The organism is Massilia sp. BKSP1R2A-1 (assembly GCF_050586525.1).
Lineage (GTDB): Bacteria > Pseudomonadota > Gammaproteobacteria > Burkholderiales > Burkholderiaceae_D > Telluria.
The window spans coordinates 1-16499 of sequence record NZ_JBOBRE010000024.1; the positions used below are offsets into that span (position 1 = coordinate 1).

Sequence of the window (16499 nt, forward strand, 5' to 3'; positions counted from 1 at the left end):
GCCCAACAGGCAACGGTGACAGCGCCTTTTTTTTTGCCTCAATGCGGCGCCGGGTCGCCTGTCGCCGTCGCCGTCAGCGGATAGCACTGGAAGGCCTCCACCGCGACGTGGGCATCCAGGAATTCGCGGAAGGCCACGACCTGGCCATTCTCGACCGTGAACACGTGCACCCAGTCGCTCTCGAAGTCACGCCCGGTATCGCGCGTGGTCCAGGCGCCGTGGCCCAGCACGACCACCTTGTCGCCCTGGGCGATGAACTCGCGCGGTGCAAAGTCGCGCACCGCCTGCAGCTCGCTGTTGAGCCGGAAGTATTCCTGCACCTGCTCGCGGCCGTGCCGCTTGCCGGTGAAGGGCAGGGTGGGCACCTCGGGAATCTCCCAGTCGACCTCCGTCGACAGGCAGGCCAGGACGTGGTCGACGTCGCCGCGGGCGAATGCCGCATACGCCTGGCGCACCAGTTCAATATTCTGCTGCTCGTTCATGGCCGTCTCCTGGAGGAAGGTGGACTTCCAGTATGGTCCAGGGACGAGAATGTTCAAGGCCTGGCGGTCGTCGGGACGATGCGGGCTGGATCCGCCGCTGTGGAGTTGCCGCAATGCCGGATCTCGCTTCCATTTTCCGTTCGGCATGGCTTCATGGCGCCACCGCCCGGCCGAGGCTTGCCTGGCTGCTGCCTTCGGTCGAGGCGGCGCTTTTCTTCGAACAGTACATGGCGATGTCCGCGCACGACATCAAGGCCTGGACGCTGTCGCCGTCTTGCGGGTAGTGCGCGGCGCCGATGCTGGCCGAGACTTCCAGCACGAGTCCGTCGCCGAGGACGAATGGCGCGGCCAGGGCATGGTGGATCTTTTCCATGGCCGGCTCCACATCCGCAGGAAGAGCAACGGATTCCAGCAGCACCACGAACTCGTCGCCTCCCAGGCGCGCCACGGTATCGCTCTCGCGCACGCAGCCGCCGATGCGCCGCGCCACCTCTTGCAGCAGGCGGTCGCCGGCCGCATGGCCATGCCGGTCGTTGACCTGCTTGAACCGGTTCAGGTCGATGAACAGCAGCGACAGGCGGTCTTGGTGGCGCTGCGCGCGCGCAAGTGCGGTCTCGAGGCGGTCGAGGAACAGGCGCCGGTTTGGCAGTTGCGTGAGCTCGTCGTGCATCGCCATGAAGTGCATCCTGGCCTGGAGCTGCTTGCGCTGGATGGCCGCGGCGAACTGATTCGCCACGAACAGCAGCAGGCTGCGCTCGTGCTCGGTATACCCGCGGCCGGGATTGCACAGGGCCAGCACGCCAACTGTTTCCCGCACCGCCGTCAGCGGGACCGCCAGCATGCCGTCGCCACCATGCGAGACTGCACATGAGGCGCTCTGCACGGTGTTGTTGCGCATGGCATCTTCACACAGGCTCAACAGTGGTGCGGCAAGCGCGGTATCGCCCGCGTGGTAGGTCAGACGCAGCGCCTGGGCGGCGCCCTCGGGCAGGGCGACGGCGAAGGCAGACGCCGGCAGCAGCTCGCCAATGATGTCGTGGCAGCGCTGGAACAGGCTGGGCAGGTCATGGCATGCGTGGGCGGCTTCCGACAGGGCGTACAGTGCGGCCTGCATCGCCTGGGCCTGCTTCAAGGGCGTGACGTCGCGCGCCACCGCCACTCGCAGCTGTTCGGTTTCGAGCCAGCGCGCCGACCACATGATATGCACGACGCTCCCATCCTTGCGCACATAGCGGTTCTCGAAGTTGGTGTGCGAGCGGCCCTGCATGACCGCCTGGGCCGCGGCCATGGTACGGGCGCGGTCCGTCGGCGCCACCAGGTCCATCACCAGCTTGCCGGTCATTTCTTCCCGGGTATAGCCGAAGATGCTCTCGCAGGCGGCGCTGACGAACACGAAGCGGCCGCTGGCGTCGACCAGGCAGATTGCATCGAGCAGAAGGTCGGCCAGGCCGGCCACTGGTGCGTCGAGAAGATCGTCCATGCCTCTTATTCTAGTGGCGCGGCTCGCTTCCTGGTGATATGCAATGTAAATATTTCTGGCGCTGGCAGGTGCCGGCCGGCCGATCGGAAAACCTGTCAGGGCCGCGCGGCTTCGATCAGTTCCACGCGGTTGCCGAAGGGGTCTTCGATGCCGGCGCGGCGCCGGCCGTAGACCTGCACTTCTTCACGCACGGCGACGCCGCGGTCGCGCAGCAGCGCGCAGTAGGCCTCGAATTCCTCCACCACGAAGGCCGGGTGCGCCTTCTTGTTCGGCGCGAAGCCCTGCTCGGCGCCGATGTGCAGTTGGCTGGAGCCCAGCTGGAACCAGACGCCGCCCGAGGCATTCAACGGCGCCGGCTTCGGCACTTCCCGCAGGCCCAGCACGCCGCCATAGAAGGCGCGCGCGGCCTCGTCGGCGCCGGGAGGAACGGCGACCTGGACATGGTCGATGTCGGCAATACGGGGCATGGCAGCCTCCACGGTGTTGGCGAAGCCGCATTATCGCATCCGCCGGCCGGCCCCTGTCGTTACGCCGTCATGACGATCGGCAAAGTCCGTTTACTGCCGAGTTGCTGTGCTACTCTCATCGTTTGTTCTTCGACAAGGGTAAGTCATGGCTGAAAAGACGCAAACGCAGACGGCTGCCGGGAAAGCTGGCGGACTCAATCGCATCCTGAACGCGGTCGAAGTGGTCGGCAACAAGCTGCCCGATCCTGCGATCCTGTTCGCCCTGCTGCTGGCCGTGGTCTGGCTGGCCTCGTGGGCGATGTCGGGCATGATATTTACCGAGATCGATCCGCGCTCCGGCAAGGCCATCGAGGTCAAGAACCTGCTCGCGCCCGCCGCCCTGACGGACTTCGCATCGCGCATGGTCAATACCTTCGTCACTTTCCCGCCGCTGGGCGTGGTGCTGGTGGCGATGCTGGGCCTGGGGGTGGCGGAGTACACCGGCTTCATCAACGCCGGCCTGCGCAAGATCCTGTCCGTCACGCCCAGGCGCCTGCTCACGCCGGTGCTGGTCGGCGTCGGCGTGCTGAGCCATGTGGCCGTCGATGCCGGCTATGTGCTGGTGATTCCGCTGGGCGCCGTCATCTTCTACGCGGCCGGACGCCATCCGCTGGCCGGCATTTCGGCGGCCTTCTTCGGCGTGTCCGGCGGCTTCTCGGCCACCTTCTTCCTGCCTTCCAGCCTCGATCCGCTGCTGGCCGGCCTGACCCAGGTGGCGGCGCGGCTCTCGTCCGATCCGGACGCCGCCTCGGTCGTCATCAACCCCCTGAACAACTATTACTTCACGACGGCGTCGCTGTTCCTGGTGATCTTCGTCGGCTGGTTCCTGACCGATAAAATCATCGAACCGCGCCTGAAGAAGACCGCCGTCGTCGATGCCGATCCGGCGGCCTTGCCGAAGCTGGACGAACTGCAGCCCCGCGAGCGCAAGGGCCTGCGCTGGGCCGGCATCGCGATGGTCGCCAGCCTGGCGCTGCTGGTGCTGTCGATCGTGCCGGAGAGCTCGGCATGGCGTGCGCCGGATACCCGCGAGATCACGCACGCGTCGGCGCCCCTGATGCAGTCGATCGTCCCGCTGATCTTCATTTTCTTCCTGATCCCGGGCGTGGTGTACGGCTATGTCGCCGGCACCGCAAGGAACCACCGCGACATCGTCAAGGGGATGAGCCATGCCATGAGCGGCATGGGCTACTACATCGTCATGGCCTTCTTCTGCGCGCAGTTCATCTTCGCCTTCGGGCAGTCGAACCTGGGCGCGCTGCTGGCGATCAAGGGCGCCCTGTGGCTCAAGGAGATGGCCTTCCCGATGGGCGTCACCCTGGCCGGCATCGTGCTCCTGACGGCGACGGTCAACCTGTTCGTCGGTTCGGCCTCCGCGAAATGGGCCCTGATCGGCGCGGTCATGGTGCCCATGCTGATGGAACTCGGCGTCTCGCCCGACATGACCCAGGCCGCCTACCGCGTCGGCGACTCCTCGACCAACATCATCACGCCGCTGCTGCCTTACTTCCCGCTGATTATCGTGTTCTGCCAAAAATACGTGCAGTCGACCGGCATCGGCACGCTCATCGCGCTGATGCTGCCGTACTCGGTGGCGATGCTGGTATGCTGGACCGCCTTCCTGCTGGGCTTCTGGGCGCTGGACATCCCGCTTGGCGTCGGATCGACCTACACCTACCCGGCAGCGAACTGAACGCTCATATCCCTATTCGCTACGACATGGAGACTGTGTGAAATACGCTACGCTAGTTTTGATGGGCCTTGCCGCCGCCACCGTGCAGGCCGCCGACGCGCCGAAGTTCGACGCCAAGCGCCTGTCGCAGGACGTGAAAGTGCTGGCCTCGGACGAATTCGAGGGCCGCGGCCCGAACACCGCCGGTGAAACCAAAACCGTGGACTACCTGGTAGAGCAGTTCAAGGCGGCCGGCCTGCAGCCGGGCGGCGACCTGGCGGGCGGCAAGCGCGCCTGGACCCAGGACGTGCCCCTCGGGCGCTTCGAGATCAAGGGTCCGGTCGCGCTCAACCTGGTCGAGGGCGGCAAGACCCGCAGCCTGAAGCAGGGCGAGGACATGGCGGTGCGCGCCTCGATGAGCGGCATGAAGCAGGTCGCCTTCAAGAATGCGCCGCTGGTCTTCGTCGGCTACGGCGTCACCGCGCCGGAGCGCAAGTGGGACGACTTCAAGGGCATGGACCTGAAGGGCAAGCTGGCCGTGGTCCTGATCAACGACCCGGACTTCGAGCCAGGTGCGGGCGAATTCGGCGGCAAGGCGATGACGTATTACGGGCGCTGGACCTACAAGTACGAGGAAATGGCGCGCCGCGGCGCGCTGGGCACCATCATCGTGCACGAGACCGCGCCGGCTTCCTATGGCTGGGCGACGGTGAAGAACTCGAACACCAACGTGATGTACGACGTGGTGCGCAAGGAGCCGCTCAAGTCGCACGCGCCGATGGAAGCCTGGATCCAGCGCGACCTCGCGGCAAGCATCTTCAAGAGCGCGGGGCTCGACTTCGAAGCGCTCAAGAAGCAGGCGCAGACGCGCGGCTTCAAGCCGGTCGAACTCAAGGGCGTGACCCTGTCGGCCGACTACGCGGTCGATGCCCAGGTCATCAAGTCGAAGAACGTGGTCGCCATCCGCCCGGGCAGCAAGCAGCCGGACCAGGTGGTGATCTACAGCGGCCACTGGGACCACCTGGGCGTGGGCCAGCCGGATGCGAAGGGCGACAAGGTCTATAACGGCGCGGTGGACAACGCCACCGGCATCGCCGCCATGCTGGAACTGGCGCGCGCCTACGGCAAGGCGCCGGCGCCGGCGCGCAGCGTCGTGTTCCTGGCAGTGACGGCCGAAGAGAAGGGCCTGCTCGGCTCGGAGTACTACGCCTCGAACCCGCTGTATCCGCTGGCGTCGACCGTGGGCGTGATCAACCTGGACGCCCTCAGCCCCTACGGCCCGGCAAACAACTTCACCATCTCGGGCAGCGCCAAGCTGGAACTGCTGGACCAGCTGGTCGCCAAAGCCAAGGGGTGGAACATGCAGTATTCGCCGGACCCGAAGCCGGAAGCGGGCTACTTCTTCCGCTCCGACCACTTCCCCTTCGCCAAGCGCGGCGTGCCGGCCATCTCCTTCGGTTCCGGCAACGACTGGGTGCAAGGTGGCGTCAAGGCGGGCAAGGCTTCGGAAGAGGCCTACACCGAGAAGGCCTACCATCAACCCGCGGACAACTTCGACCCGAGCTGGCCCTTCACCGGCATGGCGCGCGACCTCGAGCTGCTGTATGGGCTGGGCAGCGACCTGGCCAACTCCGGCAAGTGGCCGAACTGGGCGGCGGATTCAGAGTTCCGTGCGGCGCGCGATCAGTCGGCGTCGCTGCGCAAATAAGCGGCGCACCATGAAAAACGCCACCGCGGACGGTGGCGTTCGAAAGGCTCAGGCAGGGATTACCAGCCCAGGTCCTTCAGCAGCGGCAGGGTCAGGTCTTTCGGCGGCGTCACTTCCAGCGTCAGGTCGTCGTTGATGCTCGGCTCCATCAGCAGGTTCGGCGAGGCCGAGACGTCGAAATGCGAGACCGAGGAGCCGCCCACCAGCGGGTTCGGCGTATACAGCAGCGGACGTCCAGCGAGATCGGCGCCGGCCTTGCGGTTCGGGTCGATGGCGAGCGACGCGGTCACCTGGCCGGGCGCGCTGCGCGTGCCGTAGGGCTTGGCTGCGGCCACGGCCGCCTTCAGGGTCGCGCCGTCCTCCTGGGTCACGCCGACCGAAGGAATCCGCACCGAGGAGTCGGCGCCGCCCGGAGCGAAGCTGCCTGCGACGTTATTGGCCAGCACCACCGCCACCGCACCCGCGTCTTGCGCGTTCTTCACCTTCTGGGTGAAGGGGCAGCCGCCGCGGCTGATGATCGGCACCTTGCCTTTGGCTGCGGCGACGTTGGCCGCGTTGAACGGCGAGCAGCCCGGGCCGAGTTCGCCGGCCTGGGTGGCGATCACCGCCAGCACGCCCAGCTTGCCGGTGCTCGGGACGGCCGGACCGAAGACCGACGGAGTGTATGGCGCGGTCGGGACCGTGCCGGCCGGGCTGGCCGACTTCACCACCGGCAGCGACGCCAGCATGCTGGCGCCGGCGACCGTCCTGGGGCCGGTCCAGGCCAGCTGCAGCGGATTGATCGCCGAGGCCTTGCGCTCGGCGGCGCTCATCTGCAGCCAGGTCTTCTTGGCCGTGTTGTCGTACATGAAGCGTTCCCAGATGCTCGGGTAGCCGTAGACGCGATTGCCGGACGAGGTGCTGACGCCGAGGACCGAGAAGCCGAGTCCGTGGCCCAGTTCGTGCAGCAGGGTGGCGGCGAAGTCGACTTCGTCGCCGTTGTTGCCGTCCAGGCCGAGGTAGAAGGGGCTGCCGGCCAGGCAGTCCGGCTGGCCGAGGCGGGCGTTGAACTGGGTCTTGATGTCGACGTTGCCGTAGCCGCTGCCGTCGTCCGGCTGGCCTTCGGACAGGTTCTCGCCGATCAGCTTGTTGGCCAGCGCCTGCGGATACAGGGTGGGTTCCTGGCCTGGCTCCTCCAGGATCCAGATGTTCCAGGCGCCGGCGCTGCCGAGCGTGGCGGTGGTCGCCGTGCAGGCCAGGTTTTCCCAGCCGGCCGAGACGGTGATCTCGACGTCGCTCTCCAGCTTGCTGGCCCAGACGTCGGCGACATGGCGGTACACGTTCATGCGCTGCTCGCCGAGCGTGGTGCCCATGTTGCCGCCGACCGGCTTCACAGGGGTCGGATCGTTGAAGCCGTAGCCGGCCGGATCACGGCTCTGGATCTTGATGGTGGCGGCTTCGGCGGCCAGGCAGGTCAGGGCGGCGGCGGCGGCGATCAGCGAACGGGCGGCGGTGCGCGAAAAGGGGTTCATCTGCATGGTTACTCCGTGACGGCCTGGGTGGAATGGACGTGACCTTTGGCGACAGCGTCGGCGCCGGCGCCGTGCGAATCGAAGCATTGGCGCTCGATGCCGCCGTCGGGTTTGCGCACCGCGACGGATTGGGACATCATCTCGTCGGTCACGCGGAATCCGCGCAGGCCGCTGCGGCTGACCTTGCTCAGCGGCTTCTGCGGCGCCGCGCGCATCATGCTCTTGGCGGCATCCGCCTGCATCTTCAGCGCAGCCGCTTCGGCTGCGGTCGGCGCGCGCAGCCTGCCGGTTTCGGCGTCCTTGACGACGACCAGCGACTCGGCGCCTTGCTGATCGGCTTCCTGGGCGGCGGCTCCGGCGGACAGGCCCAGCAGGGCCAGGGTGATGCCGGCGGCGCACAGCAGGCGCGGGCCGGACGGGTGTTTCTGGGACATGGCGTTCTCCTGATATCGGGTTGGGCGAAGCACGCTTTCGCTGCGCGTTCCGCTTGCGAATGGGCGGCTTGCGATCAGCCGCGTTTGCGGCGGCGGGCCGCGACCAGGCCCATGACGCCGGCGCCCAGGATCAGCATGCTCGACGGTTCCGGAATCGCGCTGATGCTCAGGTTATCGAAACCAATGTAATTGGCGAAGTCGGCTTCGCCCGTGTAGAGCAGCCCGAAGCGGGCATTGCCGGTGGCCAGGCCCTTCTCGAAGCGGGCTTCGTAGCGCACCCAACCGTCGGTGTCGGCGGTCTCGGCGCTCGACATGGTGAAGTTCGCAGGTGCGATGCCGCCGTTGCTGAAGCCGAAGGAGAACATGTCGCTGTACCCGTCCGCCGCACCGGCGCGCGCCCAGAACGACACGATGGCGCCCTGGTCAACGGAAAACTCGGGGGTGATCAGCCAGTTCGCCAGGGTGCCGCCGGCAGCCGCGTTGTTGTAGTTTGCCGCGATGTAGCCATTCGGGGCGCCGCTCTTGGCGCTGAACGCTTGCTGATCGCCTTGGTACCAGCCGGTGACGCCAGCCGGCGAACTCATGTTGTTCAAGACCCAGCCATTGCCGGCCAGCGTGCCGACGTTTTCAAAACCTTCCTTCACGAGATAGTCGGCGTGGGCCGAGGCCATCATCCCCGACATTACCATTGCAGCAAGTGCTTTCTTCATCATCGAGTGGGCTCCAAAGAGTTGGACAGTGGGCGGGGCCGCTTGTGGCTGGGCCCATCCCGCAGTAGCGGCGAAAGATCATTGGCCGATACGTCTGTTAGGCATTTAACGTGCCAGCTCTCTAGACAATTGATTTAACTAAGGAATATTGGTCTGCCACAAAAGTTATACATATAAATGTAAAACTCTTCGACAAAATGCGAAGAAAAACGCATTTTTGCACAAAAAAAGTGCAAAATTTTCGGTGTTGTCAATACACTGTAGATGTTGCTGGGAAATGCTGCAGCGCAGATCACACAGCGGAAATGAAGGATACCGGTGCATGGCAACACCCGGCGTTGCGTCGCATCATTTCGGGGCAAGGAGGCAGGAAGGCAGTCGTCGGGAAACCTGACAGTGGCAGCGCGAATACAGCGCAGACTTGTCACAGCTTGATGACAGTAATGGTCCGAAAGCAAAAACGCCACCCGAAGGTGGCGTTTGCGAATTCTTGGTGGCCCGGGGCGGAATCGAACCACCGACACAAGGATTTTCAATCCTCTGCTCTACCAACTGAGCTACCAGGCCAAGAGAGGCATGATTATAGCCAGCGATTTTCATCTGCGCAAGCCCCTGGCGGAATCCTGTTCACGCGGGGCCGCGCGCGGCCCGCAATGCCCGGCGCGCTATTGGCATCTCGCTATAATGTGTTTCATGACTACCACCACCGCCCAGCATCGCAGCGACGTCTGCATCGTCGGCAATGGCGCCATCGCCAAGACCGCCGCCCTTGGTTTCGCCCAGTCGGGGTACAGCGTCACCCTCCTGGCGCCGCCTGCGCGCCCGGCGCCCGACGCGCCGACGGCCTCGGCCGCGGAAAAGCCCTGGGACGTGCGGGTCTATGCCCTGAACCATACGGCGCACGACCTGCTGGCCGGGCTCAAGGTCTGGGGTGCACTCGACCTGGCGCGGGTGCAGGCGGTCGATGCGATGGACATCCATGGCGACGGCCAGCAGGGCGGCAACCTCGGCTTCGACGCCTTCGGCGCCCATGTCGGCACCCTGGCCTGGATCGTCGAGGACAGCAACCTGAACGGCGCACTGGACGCGGCCCTGAAATTCGCGGCGAACGTGCAGATCGTCTCCGGCTGCGCGGTGGACCTGACGTGCAGCGAAGCGGGGGCGGCCATCGTGCTGGAAGACGGCAGGAAGATCGCCTGCGAGCTGGTCGTCGGTGCCGACGGACGCGAATCGTGGGTGCGCGGCCAGTGCGACATCGGGGTCGACTACCGCATGTATCACCAGCGCGCCATCGTCACCAATTTCGCCTGCGAGAAGCCGCACCACGGCGTGGCCCACCAGTGGTTCACCTGCGCCGACGGCATCATCGCGCTGCTGCCGCTGCCCGGCAACCAGGTCTCGCTGGTCTGGTCGGCGCCCGAGACCCTGGCCGACACCCTCATGGACGAGTCGCTCGGCGAGCTGGCGATCCGTCTCGGCGAATACGCCGACGAGAAGCTCGGCGCCCTGCGCCCGCTGCAGCCGGAAGCCGTCAAGGCGGTGCCGCTGGCGCTGGTGCGTCCGCACTCCCTGGTGGCGCCGCGCGTGGCTCTGGTGGGCGACGCCGCCCACGCCGTGCATCCGCTGGCCGGCCACGGCATGAACCTGGGCTTCGGCGACATCCACGACCTGCTCCAGGTGCTGCGCGAGCGCGAGGACCGGCGCGGCATCGCCGACGAGCGGGTGCTGGCGCGCTACGCCCGCAAGCGCAAGGAAGACGTGCTGCTCATGCAATGGGCGACCGACGGCCTCGAACGTTTGTTCGGCGCCAACCTCGAGCCAGTGCGCGTTGTCCGCAATTTCGGATTAAACTTGCTCGATAAATTGCCTATGGTTAAGCGTCGCCTGATGGCGCACGCGATGGGCAAGTAACCCTCAAGGAACACACCATGTTGAAAACCAAGGTCGCCGTGCTGCTGGCGACGGGCCTGCTCGCATCCTGCGTCGAGGCGCAGAATACCGAAGCCGCCATCAAGAAGGCGCTCGAACCGAAGCTGGGCGGCGCCAAGATCGAATCCGTGCGCGAAACCCCCTACGGCGGCCTGTACGAGGTGCGCGTGGCCGGCGACATCCTGTATACCGACAAGAAGGGCGACTACCTCTTCATCGGCCACGTCTACGACACCAAGACCTCGACCGACCTGACCCGCGCCCGCATCGACGAGATCAACAAGATCAAGTTCTCGGAACTGCCGCTGGAGATGGCCCTGAAGCAGGTCAAGGGCGACGGCAAGCGCACCATCGCCGTGTTCGAAGACCCGAACTGCGGCTATTGCAAGCGCCTGCGCCAGACCACGCTCAAGGAACTCGACAACGTCACCATCTACACCTTCATGTACAACATCCTTTCCGAGGATTCCTTCGTGAAGTCGAAGAACATCTGGTGCGCGCCGGACCGCGTGAAAGCCTGGGATGACTGGATGATCAACGGCAAGCTGCCGCCGAGCGCGCCGGCCGCCTGCGAGTCCCCGAACGACAAGATCGTCGCCCTCGGCCAGAAGCTCAAGATCCAGGGCACGCCGGCAATCTTCTTCACCGACGGCTCGCGCATTCCCGGCGCGGTCGATCTGAAGACGCTGGAAGCCAAGCTGCAAAGTCTCAAGTAGGGCGGATGGCTTCGCCGTCGCGCGTTCAGCCAAAGAATGCGTCACCACTGCGCATCCGTGAGTTGAACGCGCGGTAGGCAGAGCCGACCACCCTACAAAAACAAGAACGATCGTAGTCCAAACTAGGGAGCAGTACATGGTGACCTTGAACATCAACGGGCGCGACCTGCAGGTCGACGCCGATCCTTCCACGCCCATCCTCTGGGCGCTGCGCGACAACCTCGACATGACCGGGACCAAGTTCGGTTGCGGCGCGGCCCTGTGCGGCGCCTGTACCGTGCACCTGGACGGCAACCCGATCCGCTCCTGCATCACGCCGATTTCAAGCGCGCAGGGGATGAAGATCACCACCATCGAAGCGATGGAAAACGACAGCGTCGGCAAGGCGGTGCAGGACGCCTGGGTCAAGCACGATGTGCCGCAATGCGGCTACTGCCAGAGCGGCCAGGTGATGAGCGCCGTCGTCCTGCTGCGCACCAACAAGCGCCCGAGCGACGCCGACATCGACAATGCGATGAGCGGCAATATCTGCCGCTGCGGCACCTATCAACGGATTCGCGCGGCCATCAAGGATGCCGCCAAGACCCTGGCCTGAAGGAGCCGCCATGCACATCGACTGGATCGACCGCGCGGCAGCCGCCCGCGCCATCGGCAGCGGCCTGTCGCGGCGCGGCTTCCTGAAGACCGGCGCGCTGGCGACAAGCGGCCTGGTGCTGGGCTTCGTCGTCCCCGGCGCCAACCGCTTCGCCCAGGCCCAGGGAGCCAAGGTCTACGCCCCCAACGCTTTCCTGCGCATTGCGCCGGACAACACCGTCACCGTCATCGTCAACCGCCTGGAATTCGGGCAGGGCGTACACACCTCGCTGCCGATGCTGATCGCCGAGGAACTCGACGCCGACTGGTCGCAGATGCGCGGCGAACTGGCGCCGGCCGGCGACATCTATAAAGACCCTGCCTTCGGCATCCAGATCACCGGCGGCTCGGGCAGCATCGCGCGCGGCTTCACCCAGTACCGCGAGATCGGCGCCCGCGCCCGCGCGATGCTGGTGGCGGCCGCCGCCGAGCAGTGGAAAGTCCAGCCTGGCCAGTGCCGGACCGAGAAGGGTGTCGTAGTCGGCCCGGCCGGCCAGAAGGCCAGCTACGGTTCGCTGGCCGAGGCCGCGATGAAGCAGCCGGCGCCGGCGACCGTCGTGCTCAAGGACGCGAAAGCCTTCCGCTACATCGGCAAACCCATGCGCCGCATCGATGCGCGCGCCAAGTCGAGCGGCCGCCAGCAGTTCGGCATCGACTTCACGCCGGAAAATGCCGTCACGGTCGTGGTGGCGCGCCCGCCGGTGTTCGGCGCCAAAGTGGCGAAGTTCGATGCCGCAGCCGCGCGCGCCGTGAAGGGCGTGCTCGACGTGCTGGAAGTGGACCTGGACCGCGGCGCGCGGGGCGTGGCCGTGTTCGCAAAAGGCTACTGGCCCGCCAAGCAGGGCCGCGACGCCCTGAACGCCGAGTGGAATACGGGCGAGGTCGAGAAGGTGAGCAGCGACGCCCAGCTGGCGCGCTACCGCGAACTGGCCAAGGCGCCGGGCGGCGCTGTCGCGCGCCAGTCCGACGTGTCGAAGCTGGCCGGCGCGCCGCACCGCATCTCGGCCGTGTATGAATTCCCCTACCTGGCGCATGCGCCGATGGAGCCGCTCAACTGCGTGGTCGACCTGAAGGGCGACGCCTGCACGATCTGGGCCGGCACCCAGTTCCAGACCGTGGACCAGCAGGTGGCGGCGCAGCTGCTGGGCTTGAAACCGGAGCAGGTCACGATCAACACCATGATGGCGGGCGGCGGCTTCGGCCGGCGCGCGGTGCCGTCGTCGGACTGGATCGGCGACGCCGTGCGCATCGCCAAGGCCTACCGAGCCGCCGGCCACGCCGGCCCCGTGAAGATCGTGTGGAGCCGCGAGGACGATATCCGCGGCGGCTACTACCGTCCCTCCTATGTGCACCGCGCCGACATCGGCATCGATGCCAGGGGCGAGATCGTGGCCTGGGACCACAAGGTGGTCGGCCAGTCCATCATGGCCGGCACCCTGTTCGAGCCGATGATGGTCAAGAACGGCGTCGACGGCACCACCATCGAAGGCATGGGTGAGCCGTATGCCCTGCCCATGAACCTCGCCGTCGACGGCGTGCAGCAGAACGTGCCGGTGCTGTGGTGGCGTTCGGTCGGCTCGACCCATACCGCCTACGTGATGGAAACCCTGATCGACGAGGCGGCCCACGTTGCCAGGGTCGACCCGGTCGCCTACCGCAAGAAACTGATGGGCGAGAAGCATGCGCGCCACCGCGCCGCCCTGGACCTGGCGGTCGCCAAGTCCGGCTACGGCAAGAAGGGCTTGCCGAAAGGACGCGCCTGGGGCGTGGCGGTGCACGAGTCCTTCGGCTCGGTGGTCGCCTACGTGGTCGAGGCATCGCTGGTCGATGGCGTGCCGAAACTGCACCGCGCGGTCGCGGGCGTGCACTGCAACCAGCCCGTGAATCCGCTCTCGATCGAGGCGCAGATCCAGGGCGCGGCGCTGATGGGACTGGGCATGACCCTGCCGGGAGCCGCCATCACGCTCAAGGACGGCGTGGTCGAGCAGCAGAACTTCGGCGACTACGTGGTGGCGCGCCACCACGAGATGCCGCAGGTCGAGGTGCACATCGTGCCCTCGAACGATCCGCCGACCGGCATCGGCGAACCGGGCCTGCCGCCGCTGGCGCCGGCCTTCGCCAACGCCGTGTTCCGCCTGACCGGCAAGCGCCTGCGCAAGCTGCCTTTCGACCTGGCGTCGGCATAAGCCATGGCGGCCCTGACCGGCATCCTGTTGGCGGCCGGCAGGGGCCGCCGCTTCGATCCTGCGGGAGTGCGCAACAAGCTCCTGCAAACCCTGCCCGGCGGCGAGCCCGTGGTCGCGGCCAGCGCCCGCCACCTCCTTGCCTGCCTGCCGCGCGTGGTCGCGGTGGTTCCGCCTGACGATGGCGGGGTAGGGGACATCCTGAGAGAACTCGGCTGCGAGGTAACGGTGTGTCCGGATGCCGACACCGGCATGGGCGCTTCGCTCGTGCATGCGCTGCGGCACGCCGGGCCTGCCGAGGGCTGGCTGGTGGCGCTGGGCGACATGCCCTTCGTGGCGGACGCCACCCTGGCGGCGCTGCGCGACGCGGTCCTGGACGGCGCCGGCATCGCCGTTCCCGTATATGCTGGCCGGCGCGGCAACCCCGTCGCCTTCGGCGCCTGCCACCGTGAAGCGCTCCTGGGGCTGGGCGGCGACCAGGGCGCGCGCCGCCTCCTGCAGGCGCATCCCGTCACGGAAATCCTTGTTCAGGATCCCGGCATCCTGCGCGATATCGACACACCCTCGGACCTGCCCGCTTGACATATGCATGTCAATGTTTCCAGTCGTGATCGAATCCGATTACACTAGGGAGCATATTCCGGCCGCACGTCCCTACAAAATGAAAAAACCTTTCGAAAAAAAGCGCACCGCGCAGCCAGCCATCCAGTATGCGATCGTCCCCAAGGATCTGGCGGCGCACCTGTTCAACGTCACGGTCACGGTAGCGGCCCCTGACCCTGAGGGACAGGTCTTCTCTCTCCCGGCATGGATCCCGGGCAGCTACATGATCCGTGAATTCGCCCGCAACATCGTGCGCATCCGCGCCGAAAGCGGCGGCACCGACGTGCTGCTTACCAAGCTGGACAAGCATTCCTGGCGCGCCGCGCGCACGAGCGGTCCCCTGACCCTGCACTACGAGGTCTATGCCTGGGACCTGTCGGTGCGCGCCGCCCACCTCGACCAGACCCATGGCTTCTTCAACGGCACCAGCGTGTTCCTGCGCGTGGTCGGCCAGGAGGCCTTGTCGCAGCAGGTCGACATCCAGCGCCCCGTCGACCCGGCGGCGAAATCCTGGCGCGTGGCCACCGCGATGAAGGAACTGGGCGCCAAGCGCTACGGCTTCGGCACCTATGTGGCCGCGAACTACGACGAGCTGATCGACCACCCGGTCGAGATGGGCGACTTCGAGCTGGCCACCTTCAAGGCGCACGGCATCCCGCACGACATCGTCATCACCGGCCGCGTGCCGAACCTGGACATGGCGCGCCTGCAGGCCGACCTGAAAGCCATCTGCGAAACCCAGATCGCCTTCTTCGAGCCGCAGACGAAGAAAGCGCCGATGGACCGCTATGTGTTCATGACCATGGCCGTCGGCGACGGCTACGGCGGCCTGGAACACCGCGCTTCCACCGCCCTGATCTGCGCGCGCGCCGATCTGCCGAGCACGGCCAGCCCGAAGACCGCCGAGCCGGGCGAAGGCTACCTGCGCTTCCTTGGCCTGTGCAGTCACGAGTACTTCCACACCTGGAACGTCAAGCGCATCAAGCCGGCCGTGTTCGCGCCCTACGACCTGCAGGTCGAGAATTACACGCCGCTCCTGTGGCTGTTCGAAGGCTTCACCAGCTATTACGACGACCTGATGCTGGTGCGCGCCGGGATCATCGGCGAGGCGACCTATTTCAAGCTGCTGTCCAAGACCATCGGCGGCGTGTTGCGCGGCAGCGGCCGCAGCAAGCAGAGCGTGGCCGAATCGAGCTTCGACGCCTGGAGCAAGTACTACCGCCAGGACGAGAACTCGCCGAACGCCATCATCAGCTACTACACCAAGGGTTCGCTGATCGGCCTGGCCTTCGACCTGACCATCCGCGCCAAAACCAATGGCGGCAAGTCGCTCGACGACGTGATGCTGGCGCTGTGGGAACGCTTCGGCCGCGACTTCTACAAGGGCGCCGGACGTGGCGTGACGGACGCCGAGGTCGAAGCCATCTTCGACGAGGTCGCGGGGGCTCGCCTGCGCACGCAATTCGACCGCTGGGTGCGCGGCACCGAAGACCTGCCGCTGGCCAAGCTGTATGCCGGTTTCGGCGTCAAGCTGGTGGACGAGCGCAAGGGCGGCAAGCCTTCGCTGGACGCCGGCATCGGTCGCGACGCGCTGGGCGCCAAGCTGACCCAGGTCCACGAAGGCGGCGCCGCCCACCGCGCGGGCCTGTCGGCGCACGACGTGGTGATCGCCATCGACGGCCTGCGCGTGACCGGCAATCCCTCGAACGTCGACGCCCTGCTGTGCCGCTACCGCGTCGGCGACAAGGTCAAGGTCCACGCCTTCCGCCGCGACGAGCTGATGGAATTCGACCTCACCCTGCAGGGCGACCGCGTGCCGGGCATCACCCTGTCGCAGGCCGTCGCAGGAAAAAAGTCGACGGCCCTCAAACGCCCGAGCGCCGTCTAACCGTAGGCGTGGTCCGGTCCAGGGGACCGGACCACGCTTTGCCG

At 66.3% G+C, this 16499-nt stretch carries 14 protein-coding genes and 1 tRNA gene; 8 read left to right on the forward strand and 7 right to left on the reverse strand.

The window, feature by feature from the left end:
• Positions 1-38 precede the first annotated feature (38 nt).
• The 3 genes from ACQ7JA_RS24470 to ACQ7JA_RS24480 all read right to left on the reverse strand — a co-directional run bounded on the left by ACQ7JA_RS24470 (position 39) and on the right by ACQ7JA_RS24480 (position 2429).
• Positions 39-482, reverse strand: coding sequence for a nuclear transport factor 2 family protein (locus ACQ7JA_RS24470; protein WP_430902307.1), 444 nt, complete (start codon positions 480-482; stop codon positions 39-41).
• Positions 483-633: 151 nt separating this feature from the next.
• Positions 634-1962 (reverse strand): diguanylate cyclase domain-containing protein, encoded by a 1329-nt coding sequence (locus ACQ7JA_RS24475; protein ID WP_430902308.1) that lies wholly within the window; start codon positions 1960-1962, stop codon positions 634-636.
• Positions 1963-2057: 95 nt separating this feature from the next.
• Positions 2058-2429, reverse strand: coding sequence for a VOC family protein (locus ACQ7JA_RS24480; protein WP_430902309.1), 372 nt, complete (start codon positions 2427-2429; stop codon positions 2058-2060).
• Between the two features lie 145 nt (positions 2430-2574).
• Here ACQ7JA_RS24480 and ACQ7JA_RS24485 point away from each other — a divergent pair, with 145 nt between their 5' ends.
• Entirely contained in the window at positions 2575-4161 is a 1587-nt protein-coding gene (locus tag ACQ7JA_RS24485; protein WP_430902310.1) for an AbgT family transporter, read from the forward strand.
• Positions 4162-4198: 37 nt separating this feature from the next.
• Entirely contained in the window at positions 4199-5848 is a 1650-nt protein-coding gene (locus ACQ7JA_RS24490) for a M28 family metallopeptidase (protein WP_430902311.1), read from the forward strand.
• A gap of 59 nt (positions 5849-5907) precedes the next feature.
• Here the strand turns inward: ACQ7JA_RS24490 and ACQ7JA_RS24495 are convergent, their stop codons facing one another.
• The 4 genes from ACQ7JA_RS24495 to ACQ7JA_RS24510 form a co-directional block, all read right to left on the reverse strand.
• Positions 5908-7365, reverse strand: a complete 1458-nt coding sequence (locus ACQ7JA_RS24495) for a PA domain-containing protein (protein ID WP_430902312.1) — start codon at positions 7363-7365, stop codon at positions 5908-5910.
• A 2-nt stretch (positions 7366-7367) separates the two neighbouring features.
• A complete protein-coding gene (locus ACQ7JA_RS24500; protein ID WP_430902313.1) occupies positions 7368-7793 on the reverse strand; it encodes a post-PEP-CTERM-1 domain-containing protein in 426 nt (141 codons plus the stop codon).
• Between the two features lie 74 nt (positions 7794-7867).
• Positions 7868-8506, reverse strand: a complete 639-nt coding sequence (locus tag ACQ7JA_RS24505; protein WP_430902314.1) for a choice-of-anchor J domain-containing protein — start codon at positions 8504-8506, stop codon at positions 7868-7870.
• A gap of 488 nt (positions 8507-8994) precedes the next feature.
• Positions 8995-9070, reverse strand: a tRNA-Phe gene (locus ACQ7JA_RS24510).
• A 126-nt stretch (positions 9071-9196) separates the two neighbouring features.
• Here ACQ7JA_RS24510 and ACQ7JA_RS24515 point away from each other — a divergent pair.
• The 6 genes from ACQ7JA_RS24515 (at position 9197) to ACQ7JA_RS24540 (ending at position 16455) form a co-directional block, all read left to right on the forward strand.
• Entirely contained in the window at positions 9197-10414 is a 1218-nt protein-coding gene (locus ACQ7JA_RS24515; protein WP_430902315.1) for an FAD-dependent monooxygenase, read from the forward strand.
• A 17-nt stretch (positions 10415-10431) separates the two neighbouring features.
• Positions 10432-11148 carry a DsbC family protein gene (locus ACQ7JA_RS24520; protein WP_430902316.1) on the forward strand — a complete coding sequence of 239 codons (717 nt, stop codon included), beginning with the start codon at positions 10432-10434 and terminating at the stop codon, positions 11146-11148.
• Between the two features lie 136 nt (positions 11149-11284).
• Positions 11285-11743: a (2Fe-2S)-binding protein gene (locus tag ACQ7JA_RS24525; RefSeq protein ID WP_430902317.1), complete on the forward strand. Its 459-nt coding sequence runs from the start codon at positions 11285-11287 to the stop codon at positions 11741-11743.
• Positions 11744-11753: 10 nt separating this feature from the next.
• Positions 11754-13967 (forward strand): molybdopterin cofactor-binding domain-containing protein, encoded by a 2214-nt coding sequence (locus ACQ7JA_RS24530; protein WP_430902318.1) that lies wholly within the window; start codon positions 11754-11756, stop codon positions 13965-13967.
• A 3-nt stretch (positions 13968-13970) separates the two neighbouring features.
• Positions 13971-14546, forward strand: coding sequence for a nucleotidyltransferase family protein (locus tag ACQ7JA_RS24535; RefSeq protein ID WP_430902319.1), 576 nt, complete (start codon positions 13971-13973; stop codon positions 14544-14546).
• Between the two features lie 79 nt (positions 14547-14625).
• Entirely contained in the window at positions 14626-16455 is a 1830-nt protein-coding gene (locus ACQ7JA_RS24540) for a M61 family metallopeptidase (protein WP_430902320.1), read from the forward strand.
• The last annotated feature ends 44 nt before the right edge of the window (positions 16456-16499 follow it).